Source organism: Nocardiopsis sp. NPDC055824, from assembly GCF_053616335.1.
This window is the reverse complement of the sequence record NZ_JBSHDN010000022.1, coordinates 1-21,174: the sequence shown is the minus strand read 5'-3', so window position 1 is coordinate 21,174 and position 21,174 is coordinate 1. Positions and strand designations below refer to the sequence as shown.

Here is a 21,174-nt window from a genome sequence, read left to right as displayed (position 1 = left end):
GCCTAAGTGCAATGTGAAATTGTACGTTGCACTAGTCCCCTTCGTGAGGCCCACGTCACGTCGGCCCCCACCCCCAGGAGTTGTGCGTGTCACCGCAACAGTCCACGGTCGGAAAACCGGCCACCAACCGCCGGGTGCTCATCGGCAGCCTCAGCGGCAGCACCATCGAGTGGTTCGACTTCTTCCTCTACGCGACAGCCGCCGCGCTGATCTTCGACAAGCAGTTCTTCCCCAACGACGACCCCCTGATCTCGTTGATGCTGTCGTACCTGTCGCTGTCGCTGACCTTCTTCATCCGGCCGTTCGGCGGCATCGTCTTCTCCCACATCGGCGACCGCATCGGCCGCAAGAAGACCCTCGTCATCACCCTGTCGCTCATGGGCGGCGCCACCGTGGCGATCGGCCTGCTGCCCAACTACGACCAGGTCGGCGTCCTCGCCCCGGTCCTGCTGATCCTCTGCCGCGTGGTCCAGGGCCTGGCGATCGGCGGCGAGTGGGGCGGCGCCCTCCTCCTCGCCTACGAGTACGCGCCCGAGAACCGCCGGGGCTTCTTCGGCTCCGTGCCCCAGACCGGCATCACCATCGGCATGCTGATGTCCACGGTCGCCTTCGCGCTCGTGAGCCTCATGCCCGCGGCCGCGTTCGAGTCCTGGGGCTGGCGCATCCCGTTCGTCGCCAGCGTCGTCCTCGTCTTCGTCGGCCTGTGGATCCGCAAGGGCCTCGCCGAGACCCCGGCGTTCCGCGAGGCCAAGGAGAGCGGCGACGTCGCCAAGCTGCCGATCATCGACACGCTCCGCGACCACTGGCGTTCCGTGCTCGTGGCCGTCGGCGCCAAGGTCGTCGAGACCGCGCCGTTCTACATCTTCGCGACGTTCGTCGTCAGCTACGCCACGGGCACGCTCGACATGGAGCAGTCCGTCGTCCTCAACGCCGTGAGCGCCGGGGCCCTCGTCAGCACCTTCGGCATCCTGCTCATGGGCAGGCTCTCCGACCGGCTCGGCCGCCCCGCCGTGTTCCTCGGGGGCGCGGTGCTCATCGCCGCCTTCGCGGCCCCCTTCTTCATGCTGCTCGACCTCCGGATGGACTGGGCCGTGTACGCGGCAGTCGTGATCAGCCTCGGCCTCGTGTGGCCCCCGGTCACCGCGACCCTCGGCACCCTGACCTCGGAGATCTTCACGACGCGCGTCCGCTACACCGGTGTGACCCTCGGCTACCAGGTCGGCGCGGCCCTCGCCGGCGGCACCGCGCCGCTCCTGGCGACCTGGCTGCTCGCCCGGTTCGACGGCGCCTGGTGGCCCATCGCCGCGTACCTGGTGGTCCTGGCGGCCATCTCGATCTGCGCGGTCTCGCTCTCCGGACGGATCGTGCGCAAGGAGTCCGCGGCGATCGCCGCCAGAGAGAACGACAAGGTGACCCCATGAACCCCGCACCCGCCGGCCTGCCCCTCGTCGACGCGGAGGAGGTCCGCGCCCGGATCAGCCCCTCGCGCGCACGGGAACTGGTCGAGAGCGCTCTGCTCGACGGCTTCGACCCGGCCGGGGACCCGGCCCGCGCCCACGCCCCGGCAGGGGAGGGCCACCTGCTGCTCATGCCCTCGACGCTGGGGGAGTGGGTCGGCGTCAAGATCGCGTCCGTGTCCCCGGACAACCCCGGGCGCGGACTCCCGCGGATCCAGGCCGTCTACATGCTCATGGACGCGCGGACGCTGACACCGCGCCTGCTCGTCGACGGCGTCGCCCTCACCTCGCTGCGCACGCCGGCCACCTCCGCCGTGGCCGCCGACCGGCTCGCCGCGCCCGACGCCTCCCGGCTCGTCGTGTTCGGGACCGGTCCGCAGGCCGTCTCGCACACCGTGGCGATCGCGGGGATCCGGGACCTCGCCGACGTCCGGCTGATCGGCCGTACCCCCGGCAAGGTCGCGTCCGCCCTCGCCGAGATCGCCGCGCACGGCATCACGGCGGAGGCCGGCACCGCCGCCGACGTCGCGGACGCCGACATCGTCGTGTGCGCGACGTCCGCCGCCGAGCCCCTGTTCGACGGCTCCCTCGTCCGCGACGGCGCCTGCGTGGTCGCCATCGGTTCCCACGAACCGGACCGCCGCGAACTCGACGCGGCACTGATGGGACGTTCCCACGTCGTCGTCGAGGAGCGCGGCGCCGCGCTGCGCGAGTGCGGCGACGTCGTGCTCGCGATCGGCGAGGGGACGCTCACCGCAGAGGACCTCGTCGGCCTCGCACCCCTCGTGCGCGGGGAGGCGCACCGCAGCACCGACCGCCCCAACGTGTTCAAGGGGTCCGGCATGTCCTGGCAGGACCTCGCCGTGGCGGTGGGCGTGGCCCCCGCCCGCTGAGCCGGTGGCGCCGGGGGCGTGCACGGCGCCGCCCCCGGCCCGCGGGGACGGGCGGAGGGCGCCCGGCCGGTCAGCGGCCGGTGTGGCCTCCCGCGCCACGGGGCAGGTTTCCCGACATGCGGGAACCCGAACGCACCGCCGACGGCCGCCACGTCGTGATCGGCGGCCGGCGGTGGCGGGCGAGCGACCCCGACCTGCCGGACGGGGTGCGCGAGGACCTGGTCGGCCACCTGATGTCGGCCCGCAGGGACGTGGCGGCGGCGCTGCGCTCGCGGGATCCCGGGGCGGAGCGGCTGGCCCGGTCCCGGGTGGCCCTGGCCAAGGAGGGCCTGGGCGAACGCGGGACCCCCTGGTGGGAGCTCACCGGTGACGAGCGCCGGAGCCGTTGGGAGGAGGCGCTGCGCCGCCTCGGCGGCCGGGGGTCGGCGGGGGCGCCGCCCTGAGCCGCTCCGGGCGTGGGACGCACCGCCGGGGAGCGCCGGGACGGAGTCGCAGGAGACGCCCTGAGCAGGGGGAACGGTTTTTCCGGCGGCGGTCGCGGGTACAGGGGGCGGACACACCCGCGCTTCCCGAGCGGCGGTGAACAGGGCGTTCGGTGCGGGTGTTCGCGCCATGGACGACGGGCGGACCGCATCCCCGGGAGGGCGCGGGGACGGCCGGGTGCGCCCGGACCACGCAGAAGGGTGCCGACACGGTGAACCAGAGTCCCCAGGAGACCGGCAAGGGCAAGGAGCGGACCACGCGCTCCGGCGGCAGGAGAACAGGGAAGGGCGATGCCCCGGACGAGGGGACCGCGAAGCCGGGGACCGCGCGGGCGAGGCGGTCCGACGGTGCGGAGGAGGAACTGGAGCCCCTCCGGGAGGACGTCCACCGGGACCCAGGCAGAGAGGAGACGGACGTGCTCCTCGACGTGCCGGTTCTGAAGGTCGACGAGATCGAGCTCGAGGTCGAGAACCTCCTGGCCTCCGTCTCGCTCCAGGCCGAGGTGCTGGACCTGCTCAAACTGAAGGTGGGGGCGGACGTCGAACTCGGCCGCGTCCACCTGAACATCAAGGGCGTCGAGGCCCAGGCCCTGCTCAAGGTCCGGCTCGACAACGTCCGGGACATCATCACCCGGGTGCTGCAGACCATCGACACGAACCCGCAGATCCTCGAGCAGGTGACCCGGGGTGTGGGGACCTCGCTCGAGCAGGTCGCGGGCGGTGCGGGACAGGCCGTGGGGGCCCTGGGCCGGGGCGCCGGAGGCGCCGTGGAGGGCGTGGGCCGGGGCGCGGGGAAGGCCGTGGAGGACGTCGGCGCCGGTGCGGGGAGCGCGGTCGAGGAGGTCGGCGCGGGAGCCGGCAGCGCGGTGCAGGACGTCGGCACGGGGGCGGGGAAGGCGACGGAGGGCGTCGGCGCGGGAGCCGGAAGCGCTGCGGAGGACGTCGGCAGGGGCGTGGGCGGCGCGGCCGAGGATGCCGGGGCCGCTGCGAAGGACGTCGGCAAGGGTGCGGGCAGCGCGGCGAAGAGCGCCGGCCAGGGTGCCGGGGCCGCGGCCAAGGGCGCCGGGAGTGCCGCGAAGGGCGCCGGGACCGCGGCGAAGGGCGCGGCGAAGAGTACAGGGAAGGGCGCCGGGGGCACGGCCAAGGGCACCGGCGGCAGGGCCCGGAAGTAGGGCCCGGGGCCGCCTGGCCCGGTGGACGCGGACCCGCCCGGCGGCAGACGGGGGTGGAGACCATGGGTGACCGGAAACGAACCGAGTACGACGTGGAGATCAGCGCCTCCGCGACCGCGGACGAGCTGGTCTTCCACGAGGCCCCGGAGGTCGTGTCCCGGCCCTGGGGGGAGCCGAACCAGGAGGGGGCCGCCGGCAGCGACCGCTCGGGACTTCCCCGGCCCGTCATGACCGGGGTCGTCTACGAGGACATCCGCGCCGACTACCGGCTCGCCAGCCGCATCCGCCCACCCGGGGAACGGTCCGAGGACGACGCCGACGAGGGGTGAGCCCCGGGAGGCCGTCCCGGCGGGAGCCGGAGGCGACCGGGCCCGCCCCACGGCGTCCGGCCGGGACGGGGCGGCGGAAAGAGCGCCCGACCATCGATACCGACGTATATGCGTTTTCCGGATTTCCGAAAAGAGTCTGTGGATAAGGGGTTTCTGTCAAAGGCGGATCCCCGCCGGGCGTGGAGTGCTGTCCGACCGGCCAGGTCCGTCTTCTGGACGCCGCGCTTCCACGACCCGCCGCCGTGCTGCCCGGGAATGACGGCGGGGAGGCGGAACGGGACAAGCACCCCGGTTCGCGGGGCGACCGCCGTGTCATGGCGGACCCGCCGGAGCGGCCGGGGGCACGGACGCCCCTCCCTCGCGAGGCGCTGTCGCGGAGGGCGTGTGTCCCCGAACCCCGGGAAGCGGCCGATTTTCGGACCGACGTGAAGCGCAGTTCGATGGTTGCCGATTAAAGGTCGATCATGAGTTCGATTTCTTCTGTGCGGAGGTCGTTACGGATGGCACCGTGTTTCCGGTGGTAGTAATTCTGTTTTTGGTCTGTATTTATGCCGCTGGGATTTGTGGGCCGCTGCGGGAATTTGATAACTTCCTGGTTGTCGGAGCGGGGCCCGCATGTCCCGCCCGTATTCTTTTTCGGTCATAGTCGGAATGTGTAGGCACCCCCCGTCATGCGTCGTTCCCTGCCCCGTGCGACGACGGCCTGTGCGATTTTCGCCCTGGTCCTCTCGCTGCTGGCCGCCGCCCCGGTCGCGGCCGACGATGAGGCCCCGGCCGCCGGCGGGCCGGTCGCCTCCGGGGAGCGCGGCGCCCGGGAGGAGCTGAGCGGCGCGCGGGGGAGCACCGACCCGGCCGACGGAGCCCCCGGGCCGACCGGCTCCGACGCCGACGGCCCTCCCGAACAGGTGCGCTCCGGAGGAGGCCGGGCCGAAGCCGGGAGTTCCGCGTGGACCTACGTCGACCGGGCCTTCCCCGACCGGTCCTACGGCGGCGCCGAGACCGCCAGCGTGGGCACGGGGCGCCTCGCCTGGGACCGCGTCTACACCCGCAGGGCCCTGTTCCGGTTCCCGGTCGCGCCCGGCCCCGGCGCCGTCGTCGACTCCGCGGTGCTCCGTACCGAGGTGGTGTGGTCCTACGACTGCGACAGCACCTCCTACGCGCAGGTGCACCGGGTCGACCCCTTCCACGGAGGGACCACCTGGAACGACCAGCCCGAGGCCCGCGCCCTGCTCGACACCCGGAGCATCACGGGAGGGCAGACCGCCTGCCCCGTGGACGGGGGCGTGGAGTTCGACGTCACCGAGGCCTACCGGTGGGCCGTGGACAACGGGGAGTCCCACCTCCACCTCCGGCTCGGTGAACGCGACGAGTCCGGAACCGCGGCCTGGCTCCGCTTCGACGTCGGGAGCGCGCCGCCGGTGCTGGTGGTCGACCACGGCGCGCCGCGGTACCCGGGCAAGGCCGTCGGCCCGGCCGGGCTCACGGGCAGCCTCCCGCGCGGGGCCGCTGACGCCGGGCCGGCCGGGGACCGCGCCGCCGTCCACGACGAGAACTCCCCCGTCCCCTCACCGGACCGGTCCGCGGGAGGGCCCGGCCTTCCCGGAGGCACCGTCCCCGGGGTCGTGGGAAGCCATGCCGCACGTGTTCCCGGCCCCGGCGCCGCGGACCGGCTCCGGAGCGGGGGTGGACAGGTCCGTCCCCGGCGGGGGGAACGGGCCGTGCGCCCGGCCGCTCCGCGCAGCCGCCGACCGCAGGGCGGGGGTACGTCCACCCCGGCCCGGGGACCTCCGGTCCGCCCGGTCGGAAACCGCTCCCCGGTTCACCGGCCACGGAGAACCGGTTGACGGACGACGGCACCCGTCCCTCCCGGTGCGGAATCCGGTTGGGCGGAGGTACGCACCGGCGGCAGCCCGAGGGGTCGGGCAGGCCGCTCTCCGAGCGCCGCGGCGGGCGGGGCACGGAAGCGGTCGGAGAACCGTCGTCGCCGCACCGGCCACAAGACGCGGTGGCCGCCTGCGGTGACGGCACGGTCGCGCCGAGAGGAGAGGTGCTCGTCCCGAAGCCGGACGCATCTACGGCAGAGCCCGGCAGGGGGCTCTGCCGCCGGAAGCCGCGGTGGTCCGGAACCGCCTGTGCGCGTGGGCACCGCACAGGGGGACTCCGGGCCGCCACCGGCATGCGCGGAGATCGGGCGGGTTCCCCGCACGGGGCCCGGCAAGGTCGCTCCGGAGGGCGAGGAGTCGAGCGCGGTCGCCGTGCGCGCGGATGATCAGCCCACGCCGATGAACAGCACGATGTTCGCCGCCACGTAGATCACGGTCGCCACCCCCAGGCCGAGCAGCATCACCCAGGCGGCGGGCCTCCTCCTGCTCAGGTGCACGATCGACCAGACGGTGACGATCAGCCAGACCACCCACGGCGAGAAGATCATCAGTGGGACGGCCGTGTCGACGGCGCCGCCGCAGTCGCTTCCACAGCTCGCGGTCGCCATGACCGAGAAAAAGCCCCAGGCACTCGTCCCGAGGCACACCAGTGGCGCGAGGCAGATGAGGACGATCGTGATCGCCTTGTCCGCGGGCGACCCCTGTCGGCGCTGCGGCGCGGTGCCCGACCGGTAGCCGGGTCGGGGGGAGTTCGGGGGGACCCCGAAGGGGGGTGCTTGGGACATGGGCGTCATCCTGCCACGTGCGGGGATCGACGACCAGGGCGGCCGACTCCGGTTCTGGGCCCCGTGCACCCGCTGGTGCACCCCCGAACACGCGAAAGCCCCTGACCACTCTGCGTTTCCGCTGGTCAGGGGCCTTCGCCTCTGGGGTGAGTGACGGGACTTGAACCCGCGACTTCTTGGACCACAACCAAGTGCTCTACCGGCTGAGCTACACCCACCACGTTCGCCTGGCCTCGCGGCCCTGCGTACGTATGAAATCTTAGCGGACTCCGGGGAGTGCTTCGATCAGTTTTCCGCCCCGGCGTCCCCGGAGGCCCCGTCGCGGGGCTTGAGTCCGTTGCCCCCGGCGATCACCTGGGCCGCGACGGCGCGTGCCTCGGCCGAGCTGGGACCGGGTTCGGGAACGAACGCGGTGGCGCGGAAGTAGCGCAGCTCACGGATGCTCTCGGTGATGTCGGCGAGCGCCCGGTGCCCGCCGTTCTTGTCCGGGCTCGCGTAGTACACGCGCGGGTACCAGCGGCGCAGCAGTTCCTTGATGGAGGACACGTCCACCATCCGGTAGTGGAGGAACTCGTCGATGCGCTTCATGTCGCGGGCGAGGAAGGTGCGGTCCGTGGCGATCGAGTTGCCGCACAGCGGGGCCTTGCGGGGCTCGGTCACGTACCGGCGGATGTGTTCCAGGACCATGTCCTCGGCCTCGTGCAGGGTGACGCCCTTGTCCAGCACCTCCAGCAGGCCGGACTTGGTGTGCATGTCGCGGACGAAGTCGCCCATGGCGTCCAGTGCGGCCTGCGGCGGTCTGATCACGACGTCGACGCCCTCGTCGAGGACGTTGAGCTCACCGTCGGTGATCAGACAGGCCACCTCGATCAGCGCGTCGTTCTCGAAGTCGAGGCCCGTCATCTCGCAGTCGATCCACACCAAACTGTCATTCATACCGGTCAGCTTAGAGGTTGTGGGAAGTGCCGGGGATGACGAAGGGGCGGCCGGGCCCGTGGCCCGACCGCCCCTGGGGCCGGGTCAGTCCCAGACCAGGCCGCTGACGCCGAAGACGGCGTCCATCCAGTCGTAGACGCCCCAGAACTGGACGTAGGCCAGGCCGAGGACGACCACCAGGATCAGGAGGAAGAAGAAGCAGCCGCAGCCGCAGCCGCGTCCGCAGCCGCCCTTCTTCTTCCTCTGCGGCTGCGGAGGGGCCTGCGGGGGCTGCTGCGGGTACAGGCCGCCGCCGGGCGGCCGGCCCGGCCCCCGCTGCGGCTGCTGGTGGCCCCCGCCCATCGGCGGCTGCCCGCCGGACACGCCGGCACGGGGGTATCCGGGCGGCGGGCCCTGGGGAGGGCGGTTCATGTGCTGAGGGGGCGGCATGGGGGGACCCTGGTGGGGGTGTCCGCCCATGTTCGGGTTGCCCATCTGCTGCGGCGGGTACCCGGGCGGCGGGTAACCGCCCTGGTGGTGCGCCGGGGGGAAGCCGGGCTGGGGGCCCGACGGCGGGATCTGCGGGCCGGACCGCTGGTGCGGCGGGAAGCCGCTCGGATACGGGCCGGAGGGGGCGCCCGGCGGAACGGCGTGCCCCGACTGCGGACCGGAGAGGGGCGGGACGCCGGGATACTGCTGCGCGGGTGCCTGCTGCGCCCCGGAGGACTGGCTTCCCGGGACCTGCTGTCCCGGCGGCTGCTGTCCGGGGGCGTACCCCTGGGCCTGCTGGTCCGGAGCCGGCGAGGGCCAGGGCTGCCCGGGCTGCGGTTCGCCGGGCACGGCCGCGGCGGCGCCCGGCGCCTGGCCGGGGGGCTGCGCCTGGGGGTTGCGGGCCTGCTCCTCCGCGCGGCGCGCCGCCTCCTCCCGGAGTTCGGCCTCCTTGCGGACGCGCTCCTCCTCGCGCTGCTTGGCGGCCTCCTCCTCGGCCTGGCGGCGCTGCTCCTTGCGCTCCTCGGACAGGTCCGCCCAGCCCTCCTTGAGGCTTCCCAGGAACTTGTTGAACTTGCCGCCCTTGCCCTCGGAGTCCTCGTTGTTCCCGGCGCCCGAGAACATCGGGTCGGAGGGGTCGAACACCGCGGTTCCGGACGGCTCCGGGGCGGACGGCGTGAACACGGCGGTGCCGGGGGCGTCGGAGGAGGGGGTGAACACCGCCGTCTGCGGGGCGGGGCGGATGTCGTCGTCGGTGAGGTTGGCCGTGGGGATGTCGTCGTCGCCGAGGTCCGCGGTGGGCGTCTCGTCCTGGTCCCGACCGGAGATGTCGCCGGGGCCCACGCGCATGGTCGCGCCGACGCCGCTCAGGTCGGCGGTCGGCTCCTCGTCCGCGCCGGGGCCGCGCACGTCGGCGGTGGGGGTCTCGTCATCGGAGGCGCCGTGGACCCAGGAGGGGTCGATGCGCACGGTGCCGGGGTCCTCGCCGACCGGGGCCGGGGCCGGGGCCGCGGGGGCGGAGGCGCTCCGGGCCCAGGACGGGTCGATACGCACGGTGCCGGGGTCCTCGCCGATCGGCGCGGGGGTGGGGGACGCCGGGGTCGGGTCGGACGGGCTGGAGGCGTCCTGGGCCCAGGAGGGGTTGATGCGCATGGTGCTGGGCTCGTCGTCCACCGGGGCGGGGGGCCCGGAGGCGCCCTGGACCCACGACGGGTCGATCCGCATGGTGCTGGGCTCGTCCTCGACCGGAGCGGGCGCCGCCGCTGCGGAGCCCAGCCGGACGGTCCCGGCCTCCTCCTCGTCCGGGGCGGCGGAACCCCCCCGGTCGGGAGCGCCCAGGAACGCGGTGGCGGCCCCCTCGTCGTCCTGGCCGTCGGCACCGCCCTGGAGTTCGCTCAGGGAACGGGTATGCCGCGTCCACTCGTCGCCGTTCCACCATCTGAGCGTCTGCGCGTCGCCTCGCGGGTCCGCGTACCAACCCGGCTCGATAGATCCACCCATGGGCGACAGACTAAGGGGTGGCGGAGCGGCGCTCGACCAGTGGCACCCGGTCCCACGTGCCCGGTGGTGTGCGGATCACGAGCTCGTCGCCCTTCGTGCTCGGGGCGTCGCCGAGAGTTGCCCTGCGGTGTCTGTTCCCGGTGCAGGGCGGTCGGGGCGGGCCCCCGCCGACAGCAGGCAGGCGGTGTCCAGCTTTCCCGGCCCCTTGGCGGAGGAGCCCGGGACCTGGTCGTGGCCGAAGTGGCCGCCCCGGGCCCACGCGCGGGCCGCGACCTCGGCCTTGGGGCCCTCGGACCCGGGACGGCCGGCGGGCCACGCACGGCGCACCCCCCAGGAGTCCAGCCACAGCAGCAGCGGGGCCAGGCCGACCATCGGCCCGTCCGTGAACGGGGTCTCCCGGAAGGCCACCACCGACACCACCAGGCACACCCGGCCCTCGTGTCCGTGGTCGAGGTGCTGCTCGTACAGGTCGGTGCCGCCCAGCTGCACACCGACGCGCCTGGTCGCCGCCAGCGTCTGGACGGTCTCGCCGGTCAGCGGGTTCCAGACGAGGTGCGTCGCGCGGCCCTCGTCCACCAGCCGTCGCGCCTCCTCGTGCGCGGACCACGAACCGGGGTCGGATCCGGTCACCGTCCACACGGCGCGCGGGGCCCCGGTGCCGGGGGGTGTTCGGGTGGCCCCGCCGTCGAGTCTCGCGGCACCGGGCATCCACGCCTTCGCCATGGCACTCCCAATCGGGTCGTCGTGTGGCCGGGCCCGACGCCGGACGGGCCGGACGGCCCGGGCACGCCGGCCGCGGGGCACGCGCCCCGGGGGAGGGGCCGGGCGCCGGGGGCGTTCCCCGGCCCCTCCCTGAGTACGCCAACCCGGGGGAGAAGTCCATATCCCCTTCGCCCTAGGACAGGGTCTTGTCACCCCCAGTCACGCCGGGGGCCGTGCGCGGTGCGGCCCGGACGCGGTCCGCACCGGGGCCCGGCCGCCCCGGCCCCGCCGGGGCGGGGCCGCTACTCGGCCCCGGGGTCGTCCTCGGTGAGCCGCAGGGAGAACGCCTGGAGGAAGATGTCGCCGATCTCGGTGGGGTCCTCCGTCATGTACGCGGCGCCGCCCGTGGCGGCGGCGATCTCCTGGAGCGGCTCCAGGTTCTGCACGTCCGGCCCGAACGCGATCGTGATGATCGGGATGGGGCGCGAGGGGCTCGCCATGCCGTCGATCTGCGTCATCAGCTCGTCGAGCTCCATGCCGCCGGGGTTGTCGTTGTCCCCGTCGGTGAGCATGAGGATGACGTTGGTCCGGTCGGGCCGGTAGGTACGGGACATCTCCTGGTAGGCGGCCAGGTAGGTCTCGTACAGCGCGGTGTCGCCCTGCGGGCGGGGTCGGAGCCCGGCCAGCGCGCCGGCGATGGCGTCGCGGTGCTCGGTCCCGCCGTCCCCCGTGGCCTGGAGTTCGCGGACGGGCGCCAGCTCCTGGTAGTGCAGGTTGTTGTTGACGTCGGTGGAGAACTCCCACAGGCCCAGTTCCGAGGTGGGCGTGAACATCTGGAGGCCCTCCGTCGCTGCCGCGCCCGTCACCTGCATACGGGTCATCCCCGTCCCGGGCACCTCGGCGAGCATCGACCCGGAGACGTCCACGATCGCGAGCACCCGGGAGTCCATCTTGAGCTGGTTCCACGACCGGGTCAGATCGGTGACGGCCCCGTCGGAGGGGACGGGCAGCTCCTCCGGGGCGTCCTCGGTGAAGCCGACGTCCTCGGTGAGCACGGCGGGGTCCATCTGGTCGTCGGGGCCGCGGAACCCCTGCGCGAGCAGGTGGGGGAGGGCCTCGTCCGAGCGCACCGCTTCCCGGAACACCTCGGCGGCACGGGTGATGTCGCTGTCCTCGCTGCGCACCACGTACGGGTAGTCGAGGTAGTAGGTGCCGCCCTCCAGGTAGTTGGCGCGGGCGGAGGCCTCCTCGTGCGCCGCGTTGTAGCGCCACACGGCCTGCTCGGACATCACCATCGCGGGCGGCGAGTCGGCCTGGCCGCCGCTGAGGGCCAGGAACGCGGCGTCCTCGTCGGAGGAGGCCCCCTGGTGGAGTGCCTGGAGGGCGGCCGTCATGTGGGCGTTGAAGGTGTCGGCGTCGGGGCTCGACCGCTCCAGCGCGGACTGCAGCAGGGAGAGGGTGCTCAGGCCGGTGGAGCTGCGGGCGGGGTCGACGACGCGCACGCTGCGCTCGGACGCCTCCCCGGGGGCGGAGGTGGGGATGACGTCGGCCCAGGCGAGGGCGGCCTCCCCGTCGGCGAACTCGGCGAGTTCGGCCAGGACCAGCGGGGACCGGGCCACGGAGGTGCCGGTCTCGGTGATGACGGCGTCCCCGGCCTGGCTCTGGACCAGACGGGGCCACATGGAGGAGTCGGGGATCCACACGTCGGACTCGGTGTCGCCCATGGTGGCTCCCGAACCGGTGATCTGGTAGGCGACGTTGGCGGAGTCGACCTGGCGCACCTCGGCCCGGACGCAGCGCCCGTCCACCCGGTTCTCCCCGGCGTTGAAGTCCGAGGCGACCTGGTCGACTGCGGGGGCGAGTTCGGGACTGACGGCCACGTCGAGCGCGATGTCGGAGCCGCCGCATCCGTCGGACTCGCCGAACATGTACACGCCCGCGGCGGTGAGGCCGAGCACGATCACCAGGGCGGCGGCCAGGGCCACGAAGGCCCCGCCCCGGCCGCGCCGGCGTCTGGCCCGGTTGGAGGGCTCTTCTGCGTATCTTCCGCGGTGACGTCCCACAGCTTTCCTCACGGGGTGGTGTACGGACGGGGGCGCCGTACAGGGGGAGACATGTCGGCTCGGGGGCGACCGGCCCGGGACGGGCCGCGCGTACCGGTCCGCCTCGGGAGCGAACCGGCCACCGGTGTGTTACTGGTGGGAACGGTACTCAACCGCCCGGACCGGGTGGAGGCCGGGCGGGCCGGTGGCGGCAGGTCGACGCGGGGGTGTACCGGGGGTGAACCTGAGCTCAGCGCCGGTCGCCCCGGGATATCGGGCGGCCGTTCCGGGAACCGGGTTTTCGGGAGCGCTCGGGCCGAAACCCGATTCCGATATCCAATCGAGACCATCGGGCGCTGTCGTCGCCGACGCGGTCCGGGGAGCGCCCCGGACCGGCGCCGACACGGGCACGGCCTCAGTTGTCGCAGTCGGGAACGCACAGCCGGCGTGAGATCGAGCTGAGGAAGATGTCGCCGATCTCGTCCGGGTCGTCGGTCACGAACGCCGAGCCGCTCGTCGCGTCGGCGACCTGCCTCAGCTCCGCCTCCTCCGCCTGGGAACCGAAGGCGATGATGAACATGCTGACCGGCCGCTCGGGGTCGAACCGGTCCTGCAGCGCCGCCACGAGCTCCGCGTGCGAGATGTCGCTGGATCCCTCGTCCTGCCCGGCGGTGAGCAGGATGACGCTGTTGATCTTGTCCTCGTGGTAGGCGTCCTGGACCTCGTCGTAGGCGGCCAGGATGTTGTCGTACAGGCGCGAGCCGCCGCCGCGCACCTCGACGCCCTCCGCCACGGAGGTGAGCTCCTGGCGGCGGGTCGAGTCCCCGTCGCCGTCCGAGGCGCCCAGCCGGTGCATGTCGGCGGACTCCTCGCGGCCCTCCTCCCCGTACGCGTCCGACATCAGCCACAGGCCCATGTCGGTCTCGTCGGGGAACATCGCCAGGCCCAGCAGGGCCGCCTGGAGGGCGGCCTCCATCCGGGTCGGTCCGCCGGCGCCGTCGAGGTCGTCCGCCATGTTGGCCGAGACGTCGGCCAGGACCAGCGTGCGGCTGGGCATCGACAGACGGTTCCAGTCGGTGACCGAGGCCAGCAGGGCGTCCCCGGTCAGGTCCTCGTGGGTGGCGGGTTCCTCGGGGATCAGCCCGGGCCGGCCGGCGAGGGCGGACGAGGCCCTTCCGTCGGGGTCGCGGAACCCCAGGTCGCGCAGGCGCGAGCGGTAGGCGTCGTCGCGCAGCACCTCGTACAGGTCCGCCGCCGCGGACCGCAGCGCCTCCTCGTCGGTGGTGGTGACGTAGGGGTAGTCGAGGCTGACCGTCCCCTCGGCCGGGTAGTGGGCGGCCAGCTGGGGCGCCGACTCCGCGCGGTCCTGGTTGTAGGACACCACCGCCTGCTCGGGGACGACGATCACCGGGTCCGGGCGCTCCGCGGAGGCCTCCGACCCCGTGTAGAAGGTGGCGAGGTCGATCTCGCCGAACGCGCTGTCCGTCTGCACGTCGCGCACGAAGTCGGTCATGGCGGTGTCCGCCCCGTCCCCGGAGCCCAGGTGGCGGCGGACGGCGTGCATGACCGTCATCCCGTCGGCCCCGCGGTTGGGGTCGACCATGACCAGCGGGCGGTCGGGCTCGCGGCCGTCGGGCAGGACCGCGGTCCAGTTGGTGTCGTCGGGGTCGGGCATGCCCTCGGTCCGCTCGGGGGCGGCGAGGACCACCGGGGAGGACGCCAGGGACGGCGGATCGGTCCCGATGCCGGGGGTCCCGCCCCCCGACACGCGGGCCAGCTCGACCCAGGCCGACGACTCGGGCACCCACACGTGCGGGGCGATGGTGGAGTCGGCCGCCCGCCCGCCGGTCAGCGCGGTCATGGTGCGGTGCGGAGCGATCTCGTCCACCTGCGCGTACACGCACGCGCCGCCGTATCCGGGACGGTCGGCGTTGAACTCGGTGGCGGCCTCCCGCAGCACGGGGGCGATGCTCTGGGTCGCCGACACGCGCAGGTAGCGGGTTTCGCCGCAACCGAGCGAGTTCAGGGCGACCGGAACCGCGATCGCGGCGACGGCGACGATCGCTACGACGGCGGCGGTGATCCCCAGCGGCGACCTGAACGCACCGCGGGCGGTCCGGCGGGTCGGGGAGGGATGGCGGTGGCGTCCACTGGACACGGGCACTCCGGGGGTGTGGCGGTGTCCGGCTTCCGACCGGCGGCCGCCCGGAAGCCGGGTGGGTGCGAGGGGAGGCCGCGGGGGTGGCGTCCCGCACCCGCGGTAGGGGAGAGGGGCGAACCATCGCGCGTCGGCCGGCGTCCCACAGGGTGGAGACGAACGACCGCGCCCTGGGGTGCGAACGATTCTTCACCTGGACCCTACTCGTTGGTAACGGTGAAGCGGAAGGGGCGGACCGGAGGCGCGGGAGCCCCGGAGACGCCGGATCGGGGTGATCGCTTTGTTACGGTGCTCTCGGAGGAGTGCTCCGCACCGCCCGCTAAGCTTGGGCCCCGCCCCTGGCGTCCACCCCGACTCACACTCCCCGGTGGACGACTCGTGACCAACCGACCCCCGAGGGTTTTTGGTATGTCCCCATCGCACCGTGACCACCGGAGCCGAGGCACCATCGGCACCGCCATGCTCGCCGGCGCCTGCTGCGTCGGCGCGATCGCCTACGGAGTGGTCGTCGGTCCGTCGATGATGCCGCCGCAGGACGTGCAGGCCACCACCGCGATGACCCCCGACGCCGGTCCGGCCGTCCCCGAGCCCGAGCCCGAGGAGGTGGCGGAGCCCGGGCCGGTCGGCTACCTCCAGATCCAGCTGAGCGACCGCGACCGCGCCTGGGTGCAGACGCTGCGCTGCACCGGCGTCGTCGAGGAGGACCCGGCCACCTGCGCCGACCTGGCCCTGGCCGCCGTCGAGTTCCAGGGCAGGACCGAGGGCGCGGAGGGTTCCGAGGAGGAGCCGGAGGAGGCCCTGGCCGGGGTCGAGGCCGAGCCCACCACCGCCGCGGACCCGGGCGGGGAGCAGTTGTTCACCGAGGTCGGCGAGGGCACCGTCTGCACCGACAAGGTGTACGGCCAGGAGGAGGCCACCGTCGTGGGCACCTGGGAGGGCCAGGAGGTCGAGACGACGCTCACCCGCAAGGGCTCCTGCGAGGAGGCGCGCTGGCAGCGGCTGCGCGCCCTCACCGACCAGATCGGCTGACCCCTCCCGCACCGCCCGGACCCCGGTCGGGGCGGTACCCCTTGCGCGCCGGCGGCCGGTCCGGCCCGTGGCGCCCGGCGCCTCCGCGCGCCCGGGGCCGCAGACCCCTCCGGGGCGGGCGGCCCGCCGCCCGGGTCGGACCCGCGTCCCGGAGCAGGGGATAATCCCGTCCCATGGACGTCATCAAGGTCAGTGACCCCGGGGACCCGCGCCTGGCCGACTACACCCGCCTGCGGGACGTGAACCTGCGCCGCCACCTGGAGGCCGAGCACGGCCTCTTCATGGCCGAGGGCGACAAGGTGATCCGCAGGGCCGCCGCGGCCGGGTTCCGGCCCCGCAGCTTCCTGCTCACCGAGCGCCGGGCCGAGGCCCTCGACGACGTGGTCGCCGGCTCCGGCGCCCCCCTGTACGTCGTCACCGAGGAGACCGCGGAGCGCCTCGTGGGGTTCGACCTGCACCGGGGCGCGCTGGCGGCCTTCCACCGCAGGGCGCTGCCCCCGCTCGACGAGGTCCTGCGGGACGCCCGCAGCATCGTCGTGCTCGAGGACCTGGTGGACCACACCAACGTCGGCGCGATCTTCCGCAGCGCCGCTGGCCTGGGGGTGGACGCCGTCGTCCTCGCGCCCCGCTGCGCCGACCCCCTGTACCGGCGGTCGGTCAAGGTGTCCATGGGCGCGGTCTTCACCCTCCCCCACACCCGCATGGACGACTGGCACGGCGGCCTGGACACCCTGCGCGGGGCCGGGTTCCACCTCATGGCCCTCACCCCGGGGGAGGGGTCCCTGCCGATCCGGGACGCCATGGCCGCCCTCGCCCCCGGCGACAGGGTCGGCCTGCTGCTGGGGACCGAGGGCGACGGGCTGTCCGCGCGCTGGCTGGAGCGCGCCACCGCACGGGTGCACATCCCGATGGCCGACCGCGACGTCGACTCCCTCAACGTCACCGCGGCCGCGGCCATCGCCTGCTACGAACTGGCGCGCGGCGCACGCCCGTGAGCCCGGAGGGCCCGGCGTCCCCTCCGCCAGTTCGGCCCGCGCGCCGCACCCCCGTGACGGCGGGGGAGAGGGGTCGGTGAACGTGTGATTCGTCCCACCATCGGACTTCGGTCGACCCGGGACACTAGGGTGGCCGGTGACACGGACCGAGGGAGAGGATGCGGCGACATGGGCGGCCGAGCACTGGTGCAGTGGGAACAGAACAGGGAGGGCGCCCCGGCCTCCCTGACGGTGGACGTCTACGCCGGAGGACGCGTCCCCGAGGCCGGGCTCGACGAGGTCGCCTTCTACCAGGTGCCCTACACCCCCTCTTCCCAGGGCGTCGACGAGCGGCTCGACGTGATCTCGCGGATGCCCTCGCTGGAGGTGGTCCAGCTCCTCTCGGCGGGCTACGAGCACGTCCTGCCCCTGGTCCCCGACCACGTGACCCTGTGCAACGGGCGCGGCCTGCACGACGCCAGCACCGCCGAGCACACCCTCGCCCTGATCCTGGCCGCCCAGCGCGACCTGCCCAGGTGGGCGGTCGCGCAGAGGGACCACCGGTGGGAGTCCGTCCCGCTGCGCTCCCTCGCCGACTCGCGCGTGATGATCGTCGGCTACGGCAGCATCGGCAGGGCCGTCGAGCAGAGGCTCCTCCCCTTCGAGACCGAGGTCGTGCGCGTGGCCGGCCGGGCGCGCCCCGACGAGGGCGTGCACGGGGCCGGAGAGCTGCACGCCCTGCTGCCGGACGTCGACGTCGTCGTGCTGGTCACCCCGCTCACCGAGGCCACCCGCGGCCTGTTCGGCGCGGCCGAGTTCGCCCTGCTGCGCGACGACGCGCTCGTGGTCAACGTGGGGCGGGGCCCCGTCCTGGACACCCGTGCCCTGCTGGCGGAGAACGGCCGGGTGCGCGCCGCCCTCGACGTCACCGACCCCGAGCCCCTGCCGGTGGAACACCCCCTGTGGGACGCGCCGGGGGTGTTCGTCACCCCGCACGTCGCGGGCGGCTCCGCCGCGTTCTACCCCCGCGCCCGGACCTTCATGGACGCCCAGCTCTCCCGCTGGGCCGCGGGGGAGCCCCTGGCCAACGTCGTCCGGGCCGGGGACGGAGGCCGCTAGCGGTACGGCCGGGGCCGTACCGGTGCGGCACGGGCGGCCCCGGACCCGGCGGCCCCTCCCCTGGGAGGGGAGGCCGACACGGCGTCCGTGCCGGAGGCGGCCGAATGTCGGCGGTCGCGGCCAGAATGGGAGCATGCGGATCGCAGTGGTCGCCGACGGCGAGGGCGGCGGCTGGCTCCAGGAACTGGACGCCGTCCCCGGCCCCGTCCGGCGTGTGGCCGACCTCGCCGCCGCCGTCCGCGCCGCCGAGCACGCGGGGCCCGAGCCGCCCCGGTGGGTGTGGTCGGCCGGGGAGGACGTCTACCCCGACCTGGTCAGGGCGGGCGTCCGGGTCTCCCGCTGCCACGACGCGGCCCTGACCGAGGCACTCCTCCTCGGCCACCAGGTGCGCCACCGTGAGGCGCACTCCCTCGGCGCGGCGTGGGCCAGGCTGCACGGGCTGCCCGTCCCCGCCGATCCGGTCCGGCCGCTCGGCGAGGGCGCCGCGGCCCAGCCCGCGCTCTTCGAGGCCGACCGCTCCACCCTGCCCCCCGGCACCGACCGCCTCGCCGCCCTGGTCGAGGTGCACGGCGACCAGCTGCGCCGTATCGCCGACCTCCCCGACCCCGGGCGGATGCGCCTGCTCACGGCCGTGGAGTCCGCGGGAGGGCTCGCCGCCACGGAGATGAGCCACGACGGCCTGCCCTGGCGGCCCGACGTCCACGACCGGATCCTCACCGACATCCTCGGGTCCCGCCCTCCGGCCGGGCGGCGCCCGCCCGTGCTGGCCGACCTCGCCGCCCGCATCGGCGACGCCGTCGGCCGCGAGGTCAACCCCGACTCGCCGGCCCAGGTCCTCAAGGCCATGGCGTGGATCGGCCACCCCGTGGAGTCCACCCGGTCCTGGGTGCTGGAGCAGGTCGACCACCCCGTCGTGCCCCTGCTGCTGCGCTACAAGGAGCTCTCCCGGCTGCACTCGGCCAACGGCTGGGCCTGGCTGGAGACCTGGGTCGGCGAACGCCCCGGCCCACGGGGCGAACGGCTCGGCCGCTTCCGCCCCGACTACGTGGTCGGCGGCGTCGTGTCCGGCCGCTGGGCCACCCGGGGCGGCGGCGCCCTGCAGATCCCCAAGTCGGTGCGGGGGGCCGTCCGGTCCGACCCCGGCTGGGTGCTCGTCCGCGCCGACGCCGGGCAGCTCGAACCGCGCGTGCTCGCCGCCGTCTCCGGGGACGACGCGCTCGCCGCGGCCGCCGCGGAGGAGGACCTCTACGCCCGCCTCGCCGTGCACGTGGGCGGAGACCGCGAACGGGCCAAGATCGGCATGCTCTCCGCCATGTACGGCCAGACCTCCGGCGACGCCGCGCCCCTGCTGGCCACCATGCGCCGCCTCTACCCGCGCGCCCTCGACCACGTCGACTCCGCCGCGCGCACGGGGGAGGGCGGCGGAGTGGTCCGCTCCTGGCTGGGCCGGACCTCGCCCGCCCCGGACGACTGGGCCGCCGCCGTCTCGGGCCCCGGCGGCGACCGCCGCAGACGGGCCCACGGCCGCTTCACCCGCAACTTCGTCGTCCAGGCCACCGCGGCGGAATGGGCGCTGGTGCTGCTCGCCGCGCTGCGCCGGCGCCTGCCGGACATGCCGGAGGGCGGCGGCATCGTCTTCTTCGTCCACGACGAGGTCGTCCTGCACGTGCCCGCCGAACTGGCGGACGAGGCGGTGCGCGCGGTCGCCGACGCGGAGGCGCAGACCCGGACGACGCTCTTCGGGGAGACCCCCGTACGCTTTCCCCTCGCGACGGTCGTCACGGACAACTACGCGCACCTCTAGAATGCCCGCGAGGCCGGGACCTGGGCGTCCACCACCGGACGGCGTGGGCTTCTTGCAAACTCGTCCTGGTGCGCCCATTCTTGGACGCGGTAACCATCGGCAAGGAAAGACAGCCCGTGCGCCTCAGGGGTCCCCCACACCCCGGGTGGCTCACAGAAAGGTGAGATCTCCCCGTGCGGAGCCGTTTCAGAACGTGTACGGGTACCACGGTCGCGTTCGCGGTCGCCTTCACCGCCCTCGGAGCCAGCCCTGCCTGGGCGGACCCGGTGGTCGAGGACCGTCCCCCCGTCAGCGAGCAACTCTCCCTCAACGCCCCCAGCGGCACCGACCCCCGACAGGACCGCGGGGCCGACCCCCGGCCCCCCGACGTCGCCGACGTCGCCGATCTCGAACGCGACGCCTACGTGGCCCCCTTCCGCGAGGCGCGCAGCGTCGAGTACTTCGCCGTCTCCCCGCGCGAGCTGCCACGCGAGGCCGTCGCCGCCGTCCGCGCCGTCGAGGGCGTGGAGGCCGCCCTGGCGGTCGACGCGGCCCGCGTCGAGATCGACGGCGAGCCCACCTCGGTCCTCGGCGTCTCCCCCTCCAGCTTCCGCAACCACGCGCCCGAGCCCTCCGCCGAGTCCGACGAGGTCTGGCAGGGCGTGGCCGAGGGCCGCATAGCTCTCTCCAGGGACGTCGGCACCGAACGCGGACTGGAGGTCGGCAGCGAGGTCACCGTCGCGGGCGGGCGGGGCGAGATCCCCGTGGAGGTGTGGACGCACGCCACCTCCGGCATCGCGGGCATCGACGCGCTCGTGTCGCGGGAGCGCGCCGCCGAACTCGGCATGCCCGAGGGCAACGCCCTGGTGGTCTCGGCGCCCGAAGCCGACCTGTGGGACCTGCACGAAGCCCTGGGGGAGGCCCTCGGGGAGGACGCCTCGCTCCAGCTCGTGGCGGACGCCCCCGAACCCCTCGTCGACGGCGACGCCGTGCCCTCGACGGTGATCGAGCAGGTCATCGCGAACGCCGAGACCCAGCTCGGCGTCCCCTACGTCTGGGGCGGCACCACCCCCGACGTAGGGTTCGACTGCTCGGGGCTGCTCCAGTGGGCGTTCCGCGAGGCGGGGGTGAGCATCCCCCGGGTGACCCACGACCAGTGGAACGCCGGCGAGCGCGTGGAGTACGAGGACCTCCAGCGCGGCGACCTGCTGTTCTGGCGGTCCGACCCCACGGCGCCGGACTACATCTCGCACGTCGCCATCTACCTCGGCGAGGGCATGATGCTGGAGGCCCCGCGGACCGGCCTCGACGTGCGCGTCACGCCGGTGCGGACCCAGAACTACGCCGGCGCGGTGCGCGTCAACGCGTGATTCCCGGGATTTCCCCGTCCGGTATCGGCCCGGGCGGGGAAATCCCTCGGGTGCGAGGGAAATGCGGCACACCGGGAAAAGCAGGAGTGGGC

Annotated in this window: 17 protein-coding genes and 1 tRNA gene; 11 read left to right on the top strand and 7 right to left on the bottom strand. The window is 74.1% G+C overall.

Annotated elements, in window-relative coordinates:
- The first annotated feature begins 86 nt into the window (after positions 1 to 86).
- From ACWGL3_RS07850 to ACWGL3_RS07825, 6 genes are all read left to right on the top strand, one after another.
- On the top strand, positions 87 to 1,421 hold the full coding sequence (locus tag ACWGL3_RS07850) for an MFS transporter (RefSeq protein ID WP_267946108.1): 1,335 nt from the start codon (positions 87 to 89) through the stop codon (positions 1,419 to 1,421).
- Positions 1,418 to 2,350 carry an ornithine cyclodeaminase family protein gene (locus ACWGL3_RS07845; protein WP_267946107.1) on the top strand — a complete coding sequence of 311 codons (933 nt, stop codon included), beginning with the start codon at positions 1,418 to 1,420 and terminating at the stop codon, positions 2,348 to 2,350. The genes ACWGL3_RS07850 and ACWGL3_RS07845 overlap by 4 nt, the downstream gene beginning before the upstream one ends.
- 116 nt (positions 2,351 to 2,466) lie before the next feature.
- The gene (locus ACWGL3_RS07840; RefSeq protein WP_267946106.1) at positions 2,467 to 2,793 is read left to right on the top strand and encodes a hypothetical protein; all 327 of its coding nucleotides are present in this window, start codon (positions 2,467 to 2,469) and stop codon (positions 2,791 to 2,793) included.
- Positions 2,794 to 3,044: 251 nt separating this feature from the next.
- On the top strand, positions 3,045 to 4,004 hold the full coding sequence (locus ACWGL3_RS07835) for a hypothetical protein (RefSeq protein ID WP_267946105.1): 960 nt from the start codon (positions 3,045 to 3,047) through the stop codon (positions 4,002 to 4,004).
- 62 nt (positions 4,005 to 4,066) lie between these two features.
- Positions 4,067 to 4,333: a hypothetical protein gene (locus ACWGL3_RS07830; RefSeq protein WP_267946104.1), complete on the top strand. Its 267-nt coding sequence runs from the start codon at positions 4,067 to 4,069 to the stop codon at positions 4,331 to 4,333.
- A gap of 671 nt (positions 4,334 to 5,004) precedes the next feature.
- Entirely contained in the window at positions 5,005 to 6,177 is a 1,173-nt protein-coding gene (locus ACWGL3_RS07825; RefSeq protein ID WP_452461073.1) for a DNRLRE domain-containing protein, read from the top strand.
- Positions 6,178 to 6,602: 425 nt separating this feature from the next.
- Here the strand turns inward: ACWGL3_RS07825 and ACWGL3_RS07820 are convergent, their stop codons facing one another.
- From ACWGL3_RS07820 to ACWGL3_RS07790, 7 genes are all read right to left on the bottom strand, one after another.
- Positions 6,603 to 7,001: a hypothetical protein gene (locus ACWGL3_RS07820; RefSeq protein ID WP_267946102.1), complete on the bottom strand. Its 399-nt coding sequence runs from the start codon at positions 6,999 to 7,001 to the stop codon at positions 6,603 to 6,605.
- 142 nt (positions 7,002 to 7,143) lie between these two features.
- Positions 7,144 to 7,219, bottom strand: a tRNA-His gene (locus ACWGL3_RS07815).
- 67 nt (positions 7,220 to 7,286) lie between these two features.
- Complete coding sequence (orn, locus tag ACWGL3_RS07810; protein WP_267946101.1) at positions 7,287 to 7,937, bottom strand: oligoribonuclease; 651 nt, start codon at positions 7,935 to 7,937, stop codon at positions 7,287 to 7,289.
- Positions 7,938 to 8,021: 84 nt separating this feature from the next.
- The gene (locus ACWGL3_RS07805; RefSeq protein WP_267946100.1) at positions 8,022 to 9,905 is read right to left on the bottom strand and encodes a DUF2510 domain-containing protein; all 1,884 of its coding nucleotides are present in this window, start codon (positions 9,903 to 9,905) and stop codon (positions 8,022 to 8,024) included.
- Between the two features lie 75 nt (positions 9,906 to 9,980).
- On the bottom strand, positions 9,981 to 10,628 hold the full coding sequence (locus ACWGL3_RS07800) for a hypothetical protein (RefSeq protein WP_267946099.1): 648 nt from the start codon (positions 10,626 to 10,628) through the stop codon (positions 9,981 to 9,983).
- 281 nt (positions 10,629 to 10,909) lie between these two features.
- The gene (locus ACWGL3_RS07795) at positions 10,910 to 12,670 is read right to left on the bottom strand and encodes a substrate-binding and VWA domain-containing protein (protein ID WP_267946098.1); all 1,761 of its coding nucleotides are present in this window, start codon (positions 12,668 to 12,670) and stop codon (positions 10,910 to 10,912) included.
- Between the two features lie 394 nt (positions 12,671 to 13,064).
- Positions 13,065 to 14,807 (bottom strand): substrate-binding and VWA domain-containing protein, encoded by a 1,743-nt coding sequence (locus ACWGL3_RS07790; protein ID WP_267946097.1) that lies wholly within the window; start codon positions 14,805 to 14,807, stop codon positions 13,065 to 13,067.
- Positions 14,808 to 15,215: 408 nt separating this feature from the next.
- Between ACWGL3_RS07790 and ACWGL3_RS07785 the strand changes: the two genes are divergently transcribed.
- The 5 genes from ACWGL3_RS07785 (at position 15,216) to ACWGL3_RS07765 (ending at position 21,082) form a co-directional block, all read left to right on the top strand.
- Positions 15,216 to 15,836: a hypothetical protein gene (locus ACWGL3_RS07785; protein ID WP_267946096.1), complete on the top strand. Its 621-nt coding sequence runs from the start codon at positions 15,216 to 15,218 to the stop codon at positions 15,834 to 15,836.
- Between the two features lie 173 nt (positions 15,837 to 16,009).
- A complete protein-coding gene (locus ACWGL3_RS07780; protein WP_267946095.1) occupies positions 16,010 to 16,831 on the top strand; it encodes a TrmH family RNA methyltransferase in 822 nt (273 codons plus the stop codon).
- A gap of 168 nt (positions 16,832 to 16,999) precedes the next feature.
- A complete protein-coding gene (locus tag ACWGL3_RS07775; RefSeq protein WP_267946094.1) occupies positions 17,000 to 17,929 on the top strand; it encodes a 2-hydroxyacid dehydrogenase in 930 nt (309 codons plus the stop codon).
- A 133-nt stretch (positions 17,930 to 18,062) separates the two neighbouring features.
- Positions 18,063 to 19,733 (top strand): bifunctional 3'-5' exonuclease/DNA polymerase, encoded by a 1,671-nt coding sequence (locus tag ACWGL3_RS07770; RefSeq protein ID WP_267946093.1) that lies wholly within the window; start codon positions 18,063 to 18,065, stop codon positions 19,731 to 19,733.
- Positions 19,734 to 19,906: 173 nt separating this feature from the next.
- Positions 19,907 to 21,082 carry a C40 family peptidase gene (locus tag ACWGL3_RS07765; protein ID WP_267946092.1) on the top strand — a complete coding sequence of 392 codons (1,176 nt, stop codon included), beginning with the start codon at positions 19,907 to 19,909 and terminating at the stop codon, positions 21,080 to 21,082.
- Positions 21,083 to 21,174: the final 92 nt, after the last annotated feature.

Coding starts and splice junctions, on each gene's coding strand:
- ACWGL3_RS07845 (WP_267946107.1), top strand. CDS start 1,418: ATGAACCCCGCACCCGCCGGCCTGCCCCTCGTCGACGCGGAGGAGGTC.
- ACWGL3_RS07840 (WP_267946106.1), top strand. CDS start 2,467: ATGCGGGAACCCGAACGCACCGCCGACGGCCGCCACGTCGTGATCGGC.
- ACWGL3_RS07830 (WP_267946104.1), top strand. CDS start 4,067: ATGGGTGACCGGAAACGAACCGAGTACGACGTGGAGATCAGCGCCTCC.
- ACWGL3_RS07825 (WP_452461073.1), top strand. CDS start 5,005: ATGCGTCGTTCCCTGCCCCGTGCGACGACGGCCTGTGCGATTTTCGCC.
- ACWGL3_RS07820 (WP_267946102.1), bottom strand. CDS start 7,001: ATGTCCCAAGCACCCCCCTTCGGGGTCCCCCCGAACTCCCCCCGACCC.
- orn (WP_267946101.1), bottom strand. CDS start 7,937: ATGAATGACAGTTTGGTGTGGATCGACTGCGAGATGACGGGCCTCGAC.
- ACWGL3_RS07805 (WP_267946100.1), bottom strand. CDS start 9,905: ATGGGTGGATCTATCGAGCCGGGTTGGTACGCGGACCCGCGAGGCGAC.
- ACWGL3_RS07800 (WP_267946099.1), bottom strand. CDS start 10,628: ATGGCGAAGGCGTGGATGCCCGGTGCCGCGAGACTCGACGGCGGGGCC.
- ACWGL3_RS07785 (WP_267946096.1), top strand. CDS start 15,216: ATGTCCCCATCGCACCGTGACCACCGGAGCCGAGGCACCATCGGCACC.
- ACWGL3_RS07780 (WP_267946095.1), top strand. CDS start 16,010: ATGGACGTCATCAAGGTCAGTGACCCCGGGGACCCGCGCCTGGCCGAC.
- ACWGL3_RS07775 (WP_267946094.1), top strand. CDS start 17,000: ATGGGCGGCCGAGCACTGGTGCAGTGGGAACAGAACAGGGAGGGCGCC.
- ACWGL3_RS07770 (WP_267946093.1), top strand. CDS start 18,063: ATGCGGATCGCAGTGGTCGCCGACGGCGAGGGCGGCGGCTGGCTCCAG.